A 19217-nucleotide genomic window follows, 5' to 3' on the forward strand; every position below is an offset into this window, starting at 1 on the left:
TTGCCACAGCCCGTACCGCCTCCACCTATTGCGGGCTGAAACCTCGCTGTCACCTGCGCCCAAAGCGTTCAGAACGATGACCAAAACACCCGAGAATCTTTTAAAAATCAAGGTGTTCCTCCCGAGGTTTTTTCCTATTGCTGTCATCGGAAACTGCGAAATTTCCTACCCATGGCCTCACCCCTCGCCACCCCCGCATCACGGCTTGGGACCGAAGCCATGGCGTCATGCAAGAGCCATCTACCCCAAACGTACAAACACGACGAAAGGAGCTTCTTCATGTTTAAGCGCAACGTTCTCGCGGTATCCATGACCCTCGCTGCACTGTGCTCGGCACAGGCTGCATTCGCTGACGTAAACGGCGGCGGCGCGACCTTGCCACAGCCGCTGTACCAGACTGCCGGCGTACTCACCACTGGCTTCGCCCCCTACATCGGCGTCGGCAGCGGCAATGGCAAGGCTGCCTTCCTGACCAACGACTACACCAAGTTCGTGGCCGGCGTTACCAATAAGAACGTGCACTGGGCTGGTAGCGATTCCAAACTGACTGCGACTGAATTGTCGACCTACGCGTCTACCAAACAACCGGCCTGGGGCAAGCTGATCCAGGTGCCGTCGGTTGCAACGTCGGTGGCCATTCCGTTCAACAAAACCGGCAGCGCGAATGTTGACCTGAGCGTTCAAGAGCTGTGCGGTGTGTTCTCCGGTCGCATCAAGAACTGGAGCGGGATTTCCGGTGCTGGGCGTACCGGTCCGATCGTGATCGTGTATCGCAGCGAGAGCAGCGGCACCACCGAGCTGTTCACCCGTTTCCTCAACGCCAAGTGCAACGCTGAAACCGGCTCCTTCGCCGTTACCACCACGTTCGCCAACAGCTTCTCCGGTGGCCTGCCTGCCGGCGCCGTTGCTGCCACCGGCAGCCAGGGTGTAATGACTGCCCTGGGCGCCGCCCAAGGCCGCATCACCTACATGAGCCCTGACTACGCGGCCTCCACCCTGGAAGGCCTGGACGACGCCACCAAGGTTGCTCGCGTGGGTAAAGACGAAGCCAACGGCGTCGAAGGTGTGTCGCCAGCACCGGGCAACGTTTCCGACGCCATCGCCCAGGTGCTGCCACCTAACGACCCAAGCGCTCCGCTGGACATCAACAACCCTGACAACTGGGTGCCAGTGTTCGGTCCAGTGGGCGCTGCCGGCGTTCAACCGTACCCTGATTCGGGCTACCCGATCCTTGGCTTCACCAACCTGATCTTCAGCCAGTGCTATGCCAACGCTGATCAGACCTCCCAGGTACGTGGCTTCTTCACCAAGCACTTCGGCGCCACTGCCAACAACGACGCCGCGATTTCGGCCAACCGTTTCGTGCCACTGCCGGCTAACTGGAAAGCTGCCATCACCGACACTTTCCTGACGGCAACCAGCGGTCTGAGCATCGGTAAAACCAACGTCTGCAACGGCATCGGTCGTCCGCTGTAACCCACGCCTTCACCGACCTGCAACACCCGATCAGCAACGGCCTGTGCCGTTGCTGATTTTTTTGCGTTACCAGCCCCATGTGAACTTTCCATGACAGAAGTTCAGTCCGGCCCCTCGCCAACCGCCTAACCCTCATACGCGGGCGTGTCTTGCCCCTGGCGAATTACAAACAAGGAAGATCTCCGATGGTCCGCTGCAAATCACCGGTAAACCGCACTGCCCAAGGCCAGAGCGCCCAGACGATCCTGCGCCTCAAACCGTTGGCCCAGGCCATTGCCCTGTTGATGGTGGCGGGCAACGCCCAGGCGGCCACGGCCTTCAGTTCCGGCTGGTTCGCCGACAAGGGCGCGTCCCAGGCGGCGACGGCGGCGCGCACCGGGGCGGGCCAGGTGCCGGGGATTCCATCGCTGAACCAGCAGGCGCGGGTCAAGCAGCAGTTGTCGCGCTCGATCAGCACGCTCAACACCAGCGTCGCGGCGATTGCGGCGCAACAAGCGGCGCAGGCGGCAGGGCGCCAGGCTGCCTTCGGCCAGGTCTCGACCGTTCCCGATGGCCTGGGCAAGGGCGGCCTGCAGGTCGACAACAGCCTCACCCAGGGCTGGACCAACGCCAAGGGCCCGGTGCAGAACCAGGCCGGCGGCAAGACCACGGTGACCATCGAGCAGACCGCCGACAAGGCGATCCTCAACTGGGAGACCTTCAACGTCGGGCGCAATACCACGGTGGATTTCCAGCAGCAGGCCAGTTGGGCCGTGCTCAACCGCGTCAACGACCCCAACGCGCGCCCCAGCGAGATCCAGGGCCAGATCACCGGCGCCGGCACGGTGATGATCATGAACCGCAACGGCGTGGTCTTCAGCGGTACCAGCCAGGTCAACGTGCGCAACCTGGTGGCCGCCGCCGCGAACATCACCGATGAGCAGTTCACTCAACGTGGCATTTACGTGGACGCCACCGGCACCCAACCGACCTTCACCGATGCGGCGGGCAAGGTCGAGGTCCAGCGCGGCGCGCTGATCCAGACCCACAGCCCGGCCACCTCCACCGATGCCGGCGGCTATGCCTTGCTGCTTGGCACAGAAGTGGAAAACGCCGGCACTATCAACACCGCCAAGGGCCAGGCGACCCTGGCAGCCGGCGACAGTTTTTACATCCGCAAGGGCGTTGGCACTACCGGCAATGACCGCTCGACCACCCGTGGCAATGAAGTGGCGACCAGCCTCAACGCCGGCAGCAGCGCCGGCAAGGTCACCAACAGCGGATTGATCATGGCCTCCACCGGCGACATCACGCTGACCGGGCACCAGGTGCAGCAAAATGGCGTGGTCCTGGCCAGCACCTCGGTGGACACCCGCGGCACGGTCCATTTGCTCAACGCCGCCACCGACACCACCGGCAGCGTGACCCTGGGCGAGGGCAGCACCACTGCGATCCTGCTGGACAGCAGCGGCAGCACCGCGCTCAACAGCCAGAAAGGCAATGGCCTGGTCAACCTTGATGGCACGCCCGCCAACCTGGTCACCGGCGCGTTCAACAATCTCAGCGCGGTGGCCGACCGCACCGACCAGTCACGGATCGAGATCGTCAGTGGCGGCACCGTGGACTTCCAGAAAGGCTCGATCACCCTCGCCACCGGCGGCCAGGTCGCGGTCAGCGCCGCTGGGCGCAGCCTGGTGCGCGACGGCGCGATGATCGATGTGTCGGGTGCCGTCGGCGTCAAGGTGTCGATGGAATCCAACAACATTAAGATCAACGTGCAGGGTAACGAGCAGCGCGATGCGCCGGTCAACCGCGATGGCGGCCAGTTGATCAACAACGATGTGTGGGTCGACCTGCGTGAGCTGGTGTTTGTGCCGGCGGGCACCAACGGCTATGCCACAGACCGCTGGTATACCGCTGGCGGCTTGCTGGAAGTCGGCGGCTACCTCGGCACCCAGGGCCACTCGGTGGGTGAGTGGATGGCCCAGGGCGGCACGGTGACCTTTACCGGCAAGGAGGTGGTGACCCAGCAGGGCGCGCAGATCAACCTGTCCGGCGGCACCGTGGATGTGCAGGCCGGTTATATCCAGCAGACCTGGCTCAAGGGCCCTAATGGCCGCCTGTATGAAGTCTCCAGGGCGCCGGGCGACATTCTTTATTCGGGTTTCTACAAAGGCTATGAAGACACCAGCGCACGCTGGGGCCAGACCGAGTACTACTACAACCCGCTGATCGCGCCACAGCGCCGCTACGAGGCCGGTTATACCGTGGGACGCGACGCCGGCAAGCTGGTGGTCGGCACCACCAGCGCGGTGCTCGAAGGCCAGTTGATCAGCGACGTGTTCCAGGGCGACCGCCAGACCCAGGCGCCGAACATCAACCTCGATGGCTACCAGCAATCGCAGAAGGCCCGGGCCCAGCGCGCGCAACTGATCATTGGCCAATACATCCCGATCTATAACAAGACCACCGGCACTTTGCGCTATGCCCTCAGCGGCAGCACCGACCAGGTCCTGATCGACAGCAATACGCAGAAGATTGCCGATGGCCTCGACCTCAGCACCGCCTTGCCGGCGGATCGCCAAGGCACGCTGGTGCTCGACAGTGACCAGCTCAATGGCTACCAGTTGGGCGCGGTCAAGGTTGGCGCCACCCGGCAGATCACCGTGAATGGCGCGCTGAAGGTGGTGGACGGGGGCGACATCACCCTGTTCGGGCCGGGCGTAGCCATCAATGCCAACCTCACGGCCCATGGTGGCAGTCTCAATGCAGGCAATATCCTCAGCCAGGTCGACCCGCTCAAGGCGGGGGCGGTCGGCGATACGATCCTGGCGGGCAACGGCCGCCTCGACGTGGCCGCCGGCGTCAGGCTCGACACCAGTGGACGCTGGAATAACCTGCTGCTGGACCCTGCCGACGTGGGCGGCGTGGCCTCGGTGAACGGCGGCAAGGTGTCGTTGCGCAGCACCGGCAATGTGCACCTGGCGGCCGGCAGCGTGGTGGATGCATCCTCCGGTGGCAGCCTTGGCCTCGACGGCAAGCTCGTCGGCGGCAAGGGCGGTGACGTGACCGTAGGCGCCCTCGGCAACCTGGCGCTGGACGGTGAACTCCGTAGCTATGGCGTCAACGGCGGCGGCACCCTGGGGTTGCAGGCACGCAAGGTGCAGATCGGCGACAGCGCCACCGCACCGACCGCCGACACACTGAAACTGGCGGGCGATTTCTTCAACAAGGGCTTCTCGGCCTATGACATCACCGGCAACGAAGGTTTGCTGGTCACCGACGGCACGCGCGTGGATGTGACCACGCCGGTCTATCGCCTGGGCGAGCAGACCTCCGCCAGCCCCACGGGCAGCGACCCGGCCACGGCCCTGGAGCGCTGGACACCGGCGCTGTATCAGGAAGACGCCACCAAGGGCGTGCTGACGCAACGGCGCGGCGCCAGCCTGACCTTGACGGCAGGGCATCAGGAATCCACGGCGGCCGAACTGGCGACGACCACGCTGAATGTGGGCAAGGGGGCGGTGATCAACGTCGACCCTGGCGAGGGCATCAACCTGCGCAGCGTCGGCCAGTTGACCCTCGACGGCACCCTGAACGCCTGGGGCGGCAGTGTCAGCCTGGGCGGCTTGACGGTTCCGGCTTCCGAACTGGTCAATGCTGGCGGCCACGGTCGTTCGATCTGGGTCGGCGAAAACGCGCTGATCGACGTCGCCTCGCGGGCCGTCACGGCAGTGAGCAATCGCGGCAGTGTCTACGGCCAGGTCCGCAATGGCGGCACAATCAGCATTGGCGGCGACATCGACCTGGCCACCGGGATTGCCAAGGCCAGCGACCTGTTTGTGGTGGTGCGTGACGGCGCCCGCCTGGACGCCTCTGGTACGCAGGCGGCCCTGGATATCCCGGGCCAGGGCCGGGTGCAGGTGGCAAGCAATGGCGGCCGCATCAGCTTTGCGTCCAACAACGGTCTGTACCTGGATGGCAGCTTTGTAGCGCGTGCCGGTGGTGCAGGGGCGGCGGGCGGCAGCTTGTCGCTGGCGCTGGAAACTCCGTACTACGCCATGAGCGCCGTGACCGACCGTGTGCTTAACGTCCGTGAACTGGTGCTCAGCCAAGCCCACCAGGGCAGCGCATTGCCGGGCAGCGCCGACGCGGCCGCCGCCAGCCTGGAGTACGGCCATGGCGCGCTGGGCGTGGACCAGGTGCGTGCCGGCGGTTTTGACAACCTGGCCTTGCTCAGCAATGGCCTGCTGAGTTTTGACGGTGATGTGTCGCTGAACATGGGCCAAAGCCTGCGCCTGTACAGCGGTGCCATGGGGCTGACTGAAACGGCGGCGGCCAATTCCCGTATCAACCTGTCGGCGCCTTACCTGCTGCTGGCGGGCATCCTCGCGCCGCTGGACCCCAACAAACAACAATACCTGCATCCGGTGTTGACCAGCGGCATGTCTCAACGTGACAGCCAGGCGCTGTTCAATGCCTCCGGCAACCTGGTCGATGTGCGTGGCAATGTGCTGTTCAGCAACAAGAGTGACCTGACCCTGAGCGATAGCAGTCAGGTGAGTATCGACCGTCGCGGCTTCGATGATGTGCAACTGACCAGCCAGGGCGACCTGCGGTTTCTGGTGGGGGCGGGTGCGGATGTGATCGCTACCGGCATCAGCACGCAACTGATGACGCGCGGAGATATGACCTTGCGCGCGGCCCAGCTGTACCCGGCGACTGAGGTCGGCGCGAGGGTGATGGCGGGCTATCTGGACGCTAACAATGACACCACGGGATACAACTACGACCCGACACGCACCCTCACGATTGCCCGTACCGGCAACAGCACCGCTGCCGTGCCGTACTCGGCGTTCGGTCGCCTGCAACTGGGTGGCCCGACCATCAAGCAGGGCGGGGTGGTGCGTGCGCCGCTGGGGCTGATTGAGATCGGCAGCCTGGGCTCCAGCAAAGTTGAACTGCTGCCGGGCAGCCTGACCTCGGTGAGCGGCAGGGGCCTGGTGCTGCCTTACGGCGGTACAGTGGACGGCCAGATCTATCAATACAACGGCAAGACCGTGACGTTCCTCGGGCAGGGCGGGATACCGACGTTGAACGGTGGCCTGCAGGTCGGCGTGGTCCTCGGCGGTGAGTCGGTGGCGGTGCTGCCTGAGGCCACTGTGGACCTGTCCGGCGGCGGCGAATTACTCGGCGCCGGGTTTATTTCCGGGCGCGGCGGTTCTACCGACGCCCGCTACAACCCGTTGATGCAGATCGGGGCCAACGGCGGTTTTGTGCTGCCGGGCCTGGGCACCAACCCGGTCTACGCGATTGTGCCCGGCGTGCAGCCCGGCTACGCACCCGTGGCGCCGGAGGGCGGCGCGGTCGATCCGTTGATCGGCCAGCAAATCACGATCGGCGCAGGGGTGCCGGGGCTCGCGGCGGGCACCTATACCCTGATGCCGTCGACGTATGCCTTGATGCCGGGTGCGTTCCGAGTCGAAATCAACGGCTTGGCCGGGGCCGCAGGCGTGGGGCCGACCCAGCAGATGCGCAACGGCTCGTGGTCGACTGCGGGGCGGCTGTTCATCGCCAATACCGGGATCAGCAACAGCATTGCCAGCCAGTTGATCCTCACGTCGGCCGATACCTTGCGCCGTTATTCCCAGTACAACGAAACCAGTTATGCGCAGTTCGCGGTGGCCGACGCCGCCAGGCTCGGCGTGCCTCGGGCGATGCTCGAGCGGGACGCCAAGACCCTGGAGCTGGCCTTGCGGCCGGGGGCCGGTGCGGATGCCTTCTCGTTCCAGGGGATCGGCCGTTTCGATGCGGCTGCCGGCGGTTACGCCGGTACCGTGGCGGTGCTCAACATGGACAACAGCGAAATCGAAGTGGTGGCGGCAGGCAATGCGGCCACAGCGGATTTCGCTGGTGTCACCGTGGATGCGGCGAGCCTCAATGCCCTGGGTGCCGCACGCCTGATGATCGGCGGCATGACCCAGGTCTCGTATGGCCAGAACGGTGGCTACATCAACCTGGCGAATATGCCCAGCGGTTCGGTCACCCTGCGTACGGGGGCGACGTTGGCCGCGCCGGAAGTATTCCTCTTGAGTGCTGACGGGGAAATCGTGGTGGAGCAGGGCGCGTCGATCAATACGATCGGGCGCGGCAAGGCCAGCTATGACGCACGTGATGGTTTTGTCTACAGCGTGGGCAATATGCTCGCGGTCTCCAATGGATTGCTCAATGTGGTCAGTGCGCCCGCGGGCAGCAGCAGCGGCGGGATCAAGCTGGGCACGTGTGCCAGCGCCCCTTGCAGCGGGCAAACCGCTCTCTACTCCGAGGGCAGCATCGTCGCCTTGACTGACAAGACCCTGCTGATGGGCGACGAGGTGCGTTACGGCACCCGGCACCTCAACCTCGGCGTCGCCAGCATCAACGTCGGCAGCCCGCAGGCCCTGGCTGACGCTGCCGCGGCCAATCGCCTGCCGGCGGGCCTGACCCTCACCCAGCAAGTGCTCGACCGCTTGCTGCGCGGCGACACCCAGTTCGGCGCCCCGGCCCTGGAGACCCTGCAACTGTCGGCACGCGACAGCTTCAACTTTTACGGATCGACCACCCTCGACACCTACGACGCGGTCACGGGCAAGTCCCTGTTGAACAACCTGATGCTCTCCACCCCGGCGATCTATGGCGCTGGAGGCGCGAATGATGTGGCGACCATCCACACCGCCAATCTGATCTGGCAGGGCGCCGAGGCAGCCCCCGGCACTGTGGTGGCTGGCGGTGCCGGCACCGGCAGCGGGCGCCTGGACATCAACGCCGAGCGCATTACGTTCGGCTATGGCGAGTTCGCCCAGGCCAGCACCACCGCCACCTTGAACCGCCTGGCGCTGGGCTTTGCCAACGTCAACCTGAATGCCAGCGAGCGCATCACCGCCAACCACAAGGGCAGCCTCTCGGTGTACCAGAGCCAGGGCGCCTACGACGCGATCAAGGGCTTTGCCTACAGTGGCGGTAACCTCAATATCCTCACGCCACTGATGACCGGCGAAGCCGGCTCGGTGAACAAGATCACCGCCGGTGGCGCCATTGATGTCAGCGCCTCGTCGGGGCCGATGGGCAAGGTGGAGGGGCTTGGCGGCGAGTTGTCGCTGCAGGGCGACAGCTTGCGCCTGGCCAGCGCGGTGGTACTGCCCAGCGGCAAGGTGACCCTGGGCGCCCGTGGTGATGTGGTGCTGACCGACAACGCCTCGATTGATGTGTCCGGTCGCGCCATCGTGTTCGACGACCTGACCAAATACAGCGCGGGCGGCGACGTGGTGCTGCAAAGCAGCGCGGGCAATGTGCGGCAGGCCACGGGCTCGACCATCGACCTCTCGGCCACCTTCAACCAGGCGGGCAAGCTGCGCGCCGTGGCGGTGAGCGACGCGGCGGGCACCGTCGACCTGGCGGGCAAGATCCTCGCCGGCAGCAGCGGCTACTACGATGCCGGCGGCACGCTGGTGCCGTATCTGGCCGGCGCGGTGGAGATCCAGGCCCAGCACCTGGGCGGCAGCGGCAGCCTGAGCGAGCGGTTCGCGGCCCTCAACCAGCGCCTCAACCAGGGCCAGGTGTTTGGTGCGCGCAGCTTCCAGCTCAAGCAGGGCGACCTGACGATTGGCGATGGTCTCAAGGCCAATACCGTCAACGTCTCGGTGGACAATGGCAGCCTGCTGGTCACCGGCCGAGTGGACGCCAGCGGCGAACGCGTCGGCAACATCAACCTGGCCGGCAAGAACGGCCTGACGCTGGCCGGCACGGCGGTGCTCGACGCCCATGGCAAGCAATTGCGCGTCGACAGCTACGGCAAGATCATCGATTCGCCGAACCGCGCCAGCGTGGTCCTGGGGTCGGGCACTGGCCCGCTGACCCTGGCCGACGGGATGCGCATCGACCTGCGCCATGGCACCGAAACCGCCACCGGCAATGACGGACGCAACCGGGGCACCCTGGAACTGAATGCGCCCCGCGTGGGCGCCAATGACATCGCCATCGACGCCAGTGGGCGCCTGACGATCCAGGGGGCACGTTCGATTGCCCTCAACGGCATGGCCACCTACACCGATGCGCCGGTCGGCACCGACACCACGGCCACCGGCCGGCCGTATCAAGTCGTCACCCAGCAATACCTGGATGACCTGCATGCGTTAAGCACCACCTACATCAATGCGGCGCTGAGCAATACCAACCTGACGCAGACCAAGCTGGCCGGCCTGAACAACGCGACCTACGGCGATACCTTCCACTTGCGCCCCGGTGTGGAAATCGTCAGCAACACCGCTGACGGCGACCTGGTCGTGCAGGGCGATCTGAACCTGTCCGGCTATCGCTACGCCAGCCTCAAGTCGACCCAGCCAACCGAGGCCGGCAGCCTGACCCTGCGCGCCGGTGGCGACCTGAATATCTACGGCAGTATCAACGATGGCTTTGCAGCGCCAGCCGCGACTGCGGATGACAACGGCTGGGTACTGCGCGCTGGTGTCGACTTCACCGGTGGCACGGTGGTGGTGCCTGGCAACGGCGTGACGCTGGCGGACGGCACTACGTTCCCCGGCGGCGTGGCCCTCAACTTCGACATCTCGATCAAGGCCCGCAGCCTGCCGGCCGGCACCCGCTTGCCGGCGGCGGCAACCCTCAATGCGACCCTGGCACTGCCGGCCGGTACCGTGTTGGCGGGCGCGGTGCGTAATGCCGCGGGGACCGTGCTGTACCCGGCGGGAACGATATTGACCCAGCGCGTGAGCTTGCCGGCGGGCAGCATCCTGGACGCCGGCACCGTGCTGGTCAGCCTCACCAGTGTGCGCATCATGACCTGGCCTGCGGGAGTGCCGTTGCCGGGGGTATTGGGCAGCACCGCGACGGTGATCCTCAATGGCACCAAGCCGCTGCCCCGTGGCGCGTTGTTGCCGGTGGGCACCAACGTCAAGTTGCCGGGCAATGCCACCTCGGTGCAACTGCGTGTGCCAGGGGCGGATGGGCAAGGCAAGTTGTGGGCGGCGGCGCCGATGCTGCCCGCGAGCTCCGAGGCCTGGTCGATGCGCCTGGTGGCCGGTGCCGACACCCAGGCAGCCGATAGCCGAGCGCTGCAACCGCAGCCGCAGGCCGGTAACCTGCGCCTGGCCGACAGCCATTACGGCGTGTTTGGCCCGAGCAAGATCGTCGGCGGCAGCACGCGTTTCAGCGTGATCCGCACCGGTGCGGCGGACCTGGAGTTGCTGGCCGGCGGGGATTTGAGCATGGAATCGCTGTTCGGCGTCTACACCGCCGGCAGTGCCACGACCGCCACAGCCGGCAGCCCGGCGGGCGCCTGGTTCCCGGAGGGGGGCGGCAACCTGTTGTTGAAGGTCGGCGGCAACCTGACCGGCAACATAACCAGCAAGGCGCGCTCCACGGGCGGGCGTCCGGTGACGACCGATGGCGAGGTGGATTCGGCCAACGTCGGCAATTGGCTGTGGCGCCAGGGCAACGGCTTGAGCGGCAGCCAGGCGCAATCCACTGCGTGGTGGATCAACTTTGGCGCGATGGTGCCCGTCGCGGGCCTCGCGGACCGGATGGTGGGCTTCACCGGGTTCGGCACCCTGGGCGGCGGCAACCTGAATGTCGAGGTCGGTGGCGATGCGGGGATGCTCAAACCGCTGACGGGCTACGTGGCCGCCAACGTCAGCCCGCGCAGCACGGGCCTGGTGCTGGCGGTAGGCAGCACCGGGCGGGTCGCGGCCGATGGCAGCCTGCAACTCACCGGGGGCGGTGACTTGAACGTGCGGGTGGGCGGGGCGGTCAACCCCGGCAGCCAGATCGCGCTGGAGCATCTCAATGGTGCAGTGGTCGACCTGCGCGGGCATGTACAGATGACGGGCGGCGCCCTGGGTAGCCTGACGTTGCGCTACGGCAGCCAACCCAAGGATCAAAGCCCGAGCGAAATCCGCGCCTACGATCCGAGCCGTTCGACGTCTGCGGCCGCGACCGGGGGCTGGAGCCTGCTGCCGGGGGATGCGACCTTCAATTTGTCTACGCGTGGGGACCTGGTGCTGCAGGACGTGGCCGATCCGGGGCGCGCGCCGCAGATGAATGTCCTGGCGTATGAGAACAATGGCGTCAGTGGCGTTGGGCAGAGTTGGTTCAGCCTGTGGACCGACCGCACGGCCATCGACCTGTTCTCCGCCGGGGGCAATCTCACGCCGTTGACCGATACCGCCGAGTCGGATCTGGCGGCGGTGTATCCGGCGACGCTGCGTGCAGTCGCGGCCAACGGCAGCCTGTACTACGGCCGCGCTTCGACGTTGAACACGAACGTATTGCCGCCGCTCAAGGCGCTGGTATTGGCGCCGTCGACCAACGGCCAATTGCAGCTGCTGGCGGGGGATTCGATCTATGGCGGCGACCTGACCATCAGCCGTTCCAGTGCGGCGCCGGACACCTTGGCGAGCATCCTGCACCCGGCCTTCCAGGGCTTTATCGGCGGGCGAGCAGACGCGGGCAGCGGCAACGTTTCCACCGACGCCAACGTTGCCAGGCTGGGCATTTCGTTCCCACTGTTTGCCTTTGGTCCAAATACCGCCAGCACCCAATGGGGGAATGCCCTGGAGCCCGCGCGTTTCTATGCAATGACGGGGGATCTGCTGGGGGTCAACAGTGGGCGTACGCTGACGATGACCACCGCCGACGATCCGCGTCTTGGGCAAACCTATTTTGAAGGCGCAGGCCCGGTCTGGATGCGGGCCGGGCGCGATATCGTCAGCAGCGGTACCGGCCTGGCAGGGGCCAGCGGTGGCGACGACAGTACCGGTAGCTACACCTTTGCCGGCAACCTGTTCGTGCACAACAGCCCCACCGATATCTCCATCGTCAGCGCCGGTCGCGACATCCTCTACAGCAGCTTCAACGTCGCCGGCCCCGGCAATCTGGAAGTGAGCGCCGGGCGCAATATCCTGATGGACGACAAGGTCGGTGTCACCAGCCTGGGCGCTGTGGCGGCGGGCGACACACGCCCCGGCGCGAGCATCGTGATGCAAGCCGGCGTCGGCGCCAACGGCCCGGATTACCGCCGCTTCGTCGAACCGTACCTGAACCCCGCCAACCTGGCGCAACCGGGCGAGTCGTTGCAGGGCGCCAAGGTGGCCAAGACCTACGAAAACGAACTGGTCGGCTGGCTGGCCGAGCGCTTCGGGTTTGTCGGCAACAGCGAGCAGGCCCGCGCCTACTACGCCAGCCTGCCGGCCGAGCAACAACGGGTGTTTGCCCGCGACGTGTACTTCGCCGAACTCAAGGCCGCCGGCCGCGAGTACAACCAGGACGGCAGCGTGCGCCAGGGCAGCTACCTGCGTGGCCGCGCGGCGATTGCGGCACTGTTCCCGGACAAGGACGTGGCCGGCAACCCGCTCACCTACAAGGGCGATATCACCCTGTTCGGCGGCGCGGGCGTGCACACCAACTTCGGTGGTTCGATCCAGATGCTCACGCCGGGCGGCAGCCAGACCTTCGGCATCGAAGGCGCCGCACCGCCGTCCACCGCCGGTGTGATCACCCAGGGGGCCGGCGATATCCAGCTGTATTCCCTGGGCAGCATCCTGCTGGGCCAGAGCCGCATCATGACCACCTTCGGCGGCTCGATCATGGGCTGGACCAGCGAAGGCGACATCAACGCCGGTCGGGGCTCCAAGACCACCGTGGTGTACACGCCGCCCAAGCGTGTCTATGACAACTGGGGCAACGTCGGCCTGTCGCCATCGGTGCCGAGTACCGGTGCGGGGATCGCCACGCTCAACCCGATCCCGGAAGTGCCGGCGGGGGATATCGACCTGATTGCGCCGATGGGCACCATCGATGCGGGCGAGGCGGGCATTCGGGTGTCGGGCAACGTCAACATCGCTGCCTTGCACGTGGTGAACGCGGCCAACATCCAGACCCAGGGCAAGTCGTCCGGAGTGCCGGTGTCGGCCACCGTCTACACCGGGGCCATGAGTTCGGCCAGCGCGGCAGGGGCGGCGGCGTCCCAGGCGGCGGAAGACGCGGCGCGCAGCCAGCAGACAGCGGCCAAGCAGGGCCGGCCGTCGATCATGACCGTGGAAGTGTTGAGCCTGGGCAGCGAGCCCTTGCCGCAAGAACCGGCGCCCGCGCAGAAGACCTCGGGCTACAACCCCAATAGCCCGGTGCAGGTCCTGGGCGCGGGGCCGCTGAGTGACCAGGCGCGGGCCCGCTTGACCGACGAGGAGCGCAAGCAGATCAGTTTGTAGATTTACAGAAGGACCTCTCGATGTACCTTTGGGGCGATCAATGATCGCCCCGTTTTTTTGGCTGCTGCCCGGACCTGTGTAGGGTGCTGGCTTGCCTGAGATGGCATCACCTGGGTGTGCCTGATGTACCGAGGTGCCTGCATCGCCGGCAAGCCGGCGCCTGCCGAGGCACCTGCGTCGCCTATGGATTGTCCTTGAGGGTCTTGAATGCCTCCACGCGCTTGATCAGCCGGGTGTTCTTCGCCGAGTCGGCATTGCCGAACAGAAACGAAAAATCCGAGGCCAGCCCCGAGGTGCCGGCAATCGCCGCGTACTGGTGACAGGCATTGCAGTTGTCGTTCTGCACGTAGGTCTCCAGGGTCGTGTTGGCCACCACCCCATTCTGATCGCTGACATACGGCCCGTAGGACAGCGGCGTCTTCACGTTCGGCCCCGGCCCCGGGTCGTTGGGGGCATTGGGCGTCTTCGACCACAGCACATTCACCAGTTTGTAGTACTGGAACACCGATTGGCCCTGGGTTTTCTCGGCAAAGGTCTGCTGCACCGCCGTGTTCAGCGCCTGCAAATCCTGGGGCGTGGCGTTCACCCGCGTGGCCTGCACCGGCTGCTCCAGTGGCGTGCAGTTGGGCGGGGTATGGCTGGCGTCGCATTGCACGCGCGCCACATTGGGTGTGCAGGCCGCGCCGGTGCAGGCCGGGTTGTTGAAGCTGTAGCCATCCGGCGGTGCGGCGCCGCCATCGGGCACATTGTCGACCTGCTCGAACGTGCTCCAGATGAAGTTCGGCTGGGTCTGGGTCTTGTTGATGATATGCAGGCCCACCAGCCCCACCACTTCCTGGGTGCACTGCAGGGTGTCGGGGCGTTGCAGCCAGGCCACGGTGGTGAGGTAGCGCCCGTACAGCTCGGGCTTGTTGGTGAGCACGCGCCAGGCGGCCTTGAGTTCCAGGGCGCCGAGTTCTTCCTGGGGCAGGGCCTTGGCCGGCAGTTCGCGCACCAGCTTGCCTGCCGGCAATGACAGGCCGGCGGGGTGCCGGTTGTCGCTGTTCTGCGCCACGATCAGCTGGTTGGCTGCATCGTACAGGCCGTTATTGACGATGTAGTCGAACTCGGCCTTGCCGACCTTGCGCTCGAAAAACACCAGGTTGCCCGCCTGGTCCGTCAGCCAGCCGCCGGAGGCTTCCATGATCGAATCCGGCAGGGTCACCTGGGTGCCGCTGGACAGGTGAAAGCGATGCTTGCGGTTAATGGCGCTTTCCGAGGTGGCGGTGATGAATTTGCGCGCGCCGCTGGCAAACGCCTTGAGGTTGCCGGAGGCGCTGCAATTGGACGGCACCAGGGTTTCGACACCCCAGCCGGACGGCTTGGCCGCGCCGGGCAGGAAGATATCGCTGGCATCCTTGTAGCTGGCCCACACCGGGGCGTTGCTCATTGGCTGGCCGGGCGTGGGCGGCACGCCGAACTGGGCAGCGCTGCTTTGCGTGTCCGGCTCGCCGGCCAGGCTCGGGTTGGCGGGCCAGCCGGGGTTGACCGACCAGTTCATGGCGATAAATAGCTGCCAGCCGAAACAATTGAGAAAGTCCTGCTCGGTGCCGAAATTGTTCACCGGCAGGAAACCGCCACTGGTGGGATCGAACACCAGTTGGCTGACGCAGCTCTGGGCGTCTGTTGCGGCACTGGCCGCGGGTGGGGCCAGCAGCAGGGCGCAGGTTATCCAGCAGAACACACTCAAGCGTGCCCGGCGCAGCGGGCGAGGCCATCCGTTCATGATCGCATTCCTTGCTCAAGTCTCAGGGGGGCGGCCACCCCTGCCAGGCAGCGGCGGCCGCAGGCAGTCAGGCGCCGGGCACCAGGGCCAGGCCGCTTTCCCACGGGTGCTGGGTGGCACTGGGGTTGGCGGCTTCGCTCGGGTTCAGCGCACGCACGCTGACCAGTCCCGGCGCGGCGCTGCTGCTGACCGTGACGGTCATGATGTAGCCCTGGGTGCCGCCGCTGTCGGTTTGCCCCGGGATAGCCGAGGCGTCCGGCAGGAACTGCGTGACCTGGGCGGTGATCCCTGGGTTGGAGAACTGCACCCGCGCGTCGGCGACCGTGGTCTGCGGGTCGGCGCCTTGCACCACCAGCACGAACTGCGCCGAGGTGCCGGGGGCAAAACTGGCCGGCAAGTCGCTGGGGGACTGGCCGTAGAACAGGTCCAGCGGCAGCAACTGCACGGGCCAGGGTTGCGTATCGGTGTTGTTCGCCGCGACACATTCGCAGGTTTCGGGCGTGGCGGTGAGGGGCGCCGGCGTCACGCTGAGGGCCACATCCAGTTGATCGGCGATAACCCACACGTAATTGATCGGCGTGCCATTGATGGTGATGTCGTTGATCGAGAACCCGGCGCTTTGCGGCACCTCGAACACCGCTTGCAGGATCTGGTCGGAGTTGTTCGGGCCGGTGCCGGCGGTGCCACGGGTGACGCGCCAGTAGCTGCTCACATCCTGGCCTTGAGGGCCTTTCCAGCCGCTGAAGGACTTGGGTTGTTGCAGGTACAGGCCGATCGGATTGGTCAACGAGATGAGGTTGTTCACCGCCGCCTGGTTGGCCGAGAAACCGATGTGCGGGTCGGAGTTGCGGTAGTTCTGCCCGTACTGGGCGCAGCAGATCAGGCTCTGCTGGTTGGCGCTGCTGCGGATCGGCCGCAGGATGGTAGCCGCGGCTGCCAGGTAGATCTCGGCACTCAGGGTGTTGGGCCCGGAGGTCAGGTGCATCGCACCGCCCGACACGCCGGGAATGCGCACGGTGCCGCTGTTCCATTTGTTCACGGTGTCGTAGGCGGGGCGGCCGGTGGTTTCATCGATCACCGGGTCGCCGGCGTTGCCGGTCGGACCGTTGGCGGTGTAGCGCAGGTACAGGTCTTCGAGTTTCACCTGCGGGTCGACATACGCCTGGTACAGCCCCAGCACGGCATTCGGATCGATGTTCCACATGGTCAGGAAGTAAGCCGGGTTTTCGCTGGTGAACATGATGCTGCGCATATTGCCGTCGGGGTCGCGGGTGATCGACCACTCGCAGTATTCATCGAGCCAGCCCCGTGGGCCCGAAGGCGAAAAGTCGGCGTAGGGACCGTTCCAGTTGATCGATTTGCACAGCACGCTGGGGATCTGCAGCTGGGTGGCGGTCGGGTCCGGGTACAATGAAAACAGTGTGCCGTCGAGGGTAATCTGGCCGTGGTCGGTGAGTTCCATCACTTGGTCCAGGGTCATGGCCTTGCCGTTCAACTGCGGCACCACGGCGGCGCCGTTGTTGTAGAAGAAGGTCCACAGGCGGTTGGGGAACGGCTGCCAGGTAATGGTGATCGGCGTCTGCGTGCCGTAGCCGCTTTCGATCGGGTTGTAGTAGCCCGAGCGCGGCGCGTCGTTGAGGTTGGACCAGGGGTTGCCGATGACCGACATCTGGGTCCAGCCGGTGACGTTGTTGTTCCAGTTGGTCTCGAAGGTCGACAGTTGGTCTTCCAGGCCCAGCTTGTTGTAGTCCTTGGGCGCCTGCTCGGCGGGGGAGGTGAATTGGGTGAAGGGTGTGCTCATGTCGGTTCTCCAGCAGGTGTGTGGTGGGACGTGGAGCAGCAACCGGCGCCCGTAGCGGGGCCGGCGGTGGTTTGGCGTGGGTCGTCCCACACCAGTTGCGCGATAAAGCCAGGCAGCGGCGCGTACGCATCGGGCGTCAGTACCTGGCCACTCTCGAGATGGGTCACGATCAGCGATAACTGCGCGGCATCCGTCGGCGCCAGGTGCAGCGCCTTGACGCTGCGCGCAGCATTCAGCGCGCGGGACACGCCCTGGGTGATGCAGCGGCCCTTGTCGTCCACCAGGCCCATGCCGATCCGGCTGAAACGCCCGACGTAATGCGGGTTGTCTGCGTTCACGTGCTGCGCGGTGGCGTCTGGCTGATTGAGAAAGACGTCGATCAGGAAGGTGTCGTGGGTGCAGCGCACATGGTCGAACACCACCCACGGGCCGGTCCCTGCCGGCTGTGCCTCGCAGCAGGCTTTGGATGCACCGAACTGCGGCGCCACCGGGGTGCCATAGTCGTAGCCGATGTGGCGGCTGTCCTGGGCCATGTCGCCCAGGGTGGTGTAGCGCCAGGCATCCGCGCTGGTGAAGCTGACCTCGTCGGCCTGGTGCCCGGCGAATGGCTGCAACAGGCACTGGGTGGTGTACTGCGCGGCCGGATTGGCGCGAATCCACACTTCGAGCATGCGGTCGATATTGGCGTGGTAGGAACAGAACACCGGGTCGAAGGCGGTGTAGGCGTTGTCGGCCATGTCGCCGCCGATCCAGCCGTGATAGTTGTCGTGGGGCTGTTCGTAGAGCCCGTCAAAATTCAACGCGCGATTGGGGTACAGGTTGTCCGGCTGTGGCGGGTCAAACGTGGTGATGTTGGCCCAGGGATAGCCCGGCACGCCCTGGGGCTGGCTGAAGGTGGTGAAGGTGAGCGCATCCAGCACTTGCTGCTGGAAGATCCGGCTCATGCCATACAGGCGCGTGCGCTCGACACGAAACGCCTCGCCCTGGGTGTAGAACATCGGGTTGCGCTGCACATAGCGGCAGTCCACGCCCTCGACGCTGGCGCTGGCGCAGACTTTTGAGCAGCCGTCCTTGGCCGCCGCATAGCGCAAAGGGTTGCGCCGCACTTCGCCGGTGTGCGGGTGCACGTAGGTCTCGTCGAGGAAGGCCTGGGGCAGCCCGGCCTGCGGGCTGCCATCGACACTGGCGTCGGCGGCCATCCAGTCCCAATAGGGAATCGCGCAGTCGATCAGCGCTTCCAGGTGCAGCAGGTAGGCGCGATGCCACAGGGCAAACGCTTCCTGGTAATGCAGGCACCAGTTGGTGTGGATGTAGGCGTAGCGCTGCCAGGGCGAGCCGCTGTCCGGGTCGCCGATGTGCATCACGTCATCCAGGCGGGCGCGGTACAGGTTCAACTGCTCCGGGCTCAGGGCGCGGATGTCCTGGCGTACGCGCTTGACCGGCTGCGGCAGGGCCGGTGGGGGGATGCGCTCGGCGGGGTCAAAGGCCGAGCTGGCGTCCAGTCGCCAGCCCTGGTTGACCCACAGGCGGAAGGTTTCCAGCGCATCGATCGGCCAGAATTGCTGGGGGTCGGTGGTCAGCGGCATGTTGCGCGAGGCGAGGTGCTGGTAAATGGTCTGCGACCAGGCCTTGACCGAGTCCGGGTCTTCCAGGAACACGTCGTAGGCGTTCATGCAGCCCGCCCAGGTGGCGGCGACGGCGGCGCGCGAGGCGGACGGTATCCAGTAGGGGGCGCTGAAAAGGCCGTGGATATCAGCGGTCCATGTCGGTTTCGCGACTATCATAAGATCCCTCTCATGCCGCCCCGGGCCAGGTGTTGGCTGGGCTGCTAAGCTGGATTGATGTTAACGAGCCGCTGCGCAGGATTTGTGCAAATTGGCCCGTCTTCGCGACGGATTCATTGCAATTTTCAAGGACGATTTACAACCGATGACAGACG

General features: G+C 65.6%; 5 protein-coding genes. 2 read left to right on the plus strand and 3 right to left on the minus strand.

Features of this window, described 5'->3' with window-relative positions; genetic code table 11:
• Positions 1-279: 279 nt before the first annotated feature.
• Entirely contained in the window at positions 280-1476 is a 1197-nt protein-coding gene (locus tag BBG20_RS19005) for a substrate-binding domain-containing protein (protein WP_065905927.1), read from the plus strand.
• 185 nt (positions 1477-1661) lie between these two features.
• Complete coding sequence (locus tag BBG20_RS19010) at positions 1662-13712, plus strand: filamentous hemagglutinin family protein (RefSeq protein ID WP_065905928.1); 12051 nt, start codon at positions 1662-1664, stop codon at positions 13710-13712.
• Between the two features lie 181 nt (positions 13713-13893).
• Here BBG20_RS19010 and BBG20_RS19015 read toward each other — a convergent pair whose 3' ends face one another.
• The 3 genes from BBG20_RS19015 to BBG20_RS19025 form a co-directional block, all read right to left on the minus strand.
• Positions 13894-15477: a hypothetical protein gene (locus tag BBG20_RS19015; protein WP_083221435.1), complete on the minus strand. Its 1584-nt coding sequence runs from the start codon at positions 15475-15477 to the stop codon at positions 13894-13896.
• Positions 15478-15544: 67 nt separating this feature from the next.
• Entirely contained in the window at positions 15545-17278 is a 1734-nt protein-coding gene (locus tag BBG20_RS19020) for a hypothetical protein (RefSeq protein ID WP_065905930.1), read from the minus strand.
• Positions 17275-19062, minus strand: coding sequence for a tyrosinase family protein (locus BBG20_RS19025; protein WP_065905932.1), 1788 nt, complete (start codon positions 19060-19062; stop codon positions 17275-17277). The genes BBG20_RS19020 and BBG20_RS19025 overlap by 4 nt, the downstream gene beginning before the upstream one ends.
• Positions 19063-19217: the final 155 nt, after the last annotated feature.

The organism is Pseudomonas aylmerensis (genome assembly GCF_001702265.1).
In the GTDB taxonomy this organism is placed as follows: domain Bacteria; phylum Pseudomonadota; class Gammaproteobacteria; order Pseudomonadales; family Pseudomonadaceae; genus Aquipseudomonas; species Aquipseudomonas aylmerensis.

Bases quoted from the DNA above. Each gene is read 5' to 3' on its own strand.
- BBG20_RS19005 (WP_065905927.1), top strand. From the start codon at position 280: ATGTTTAAGCGCAACGTTCTCGCGGTATCCATGACCCTCGCTGCACTG.
- BBG20_RS19010 (WP_065905928.1), top strand. From the start codon at position 1,662: ATGGTCCGCTGCAAATCACCGGTAAACCGCACTGCCCAAGGCCAGAGC.
- BBG20_RS19015 (WP_083221435.1), bottom strand. From the start codon at position 15,477: ATGAACGGATGGCCTCGCCCGCTGCGCCGGGCACGCTTGAGTGTGTTC.
- BBG20_RS19020 (WP_065905930.1), bottom strand. From the start codon at position 17,278: ATGAGCACACCCTTCACCCAATTCACCTCCCCCGCCGAGCAGGCGCCC.
- BBG20_RS19025 (WP_065905932.1), bottom strand. From the start codon at position 19,062: ATGATAGTCGCGAAACCGACATGGACCGCTGATATCCACGGCCTTTTC.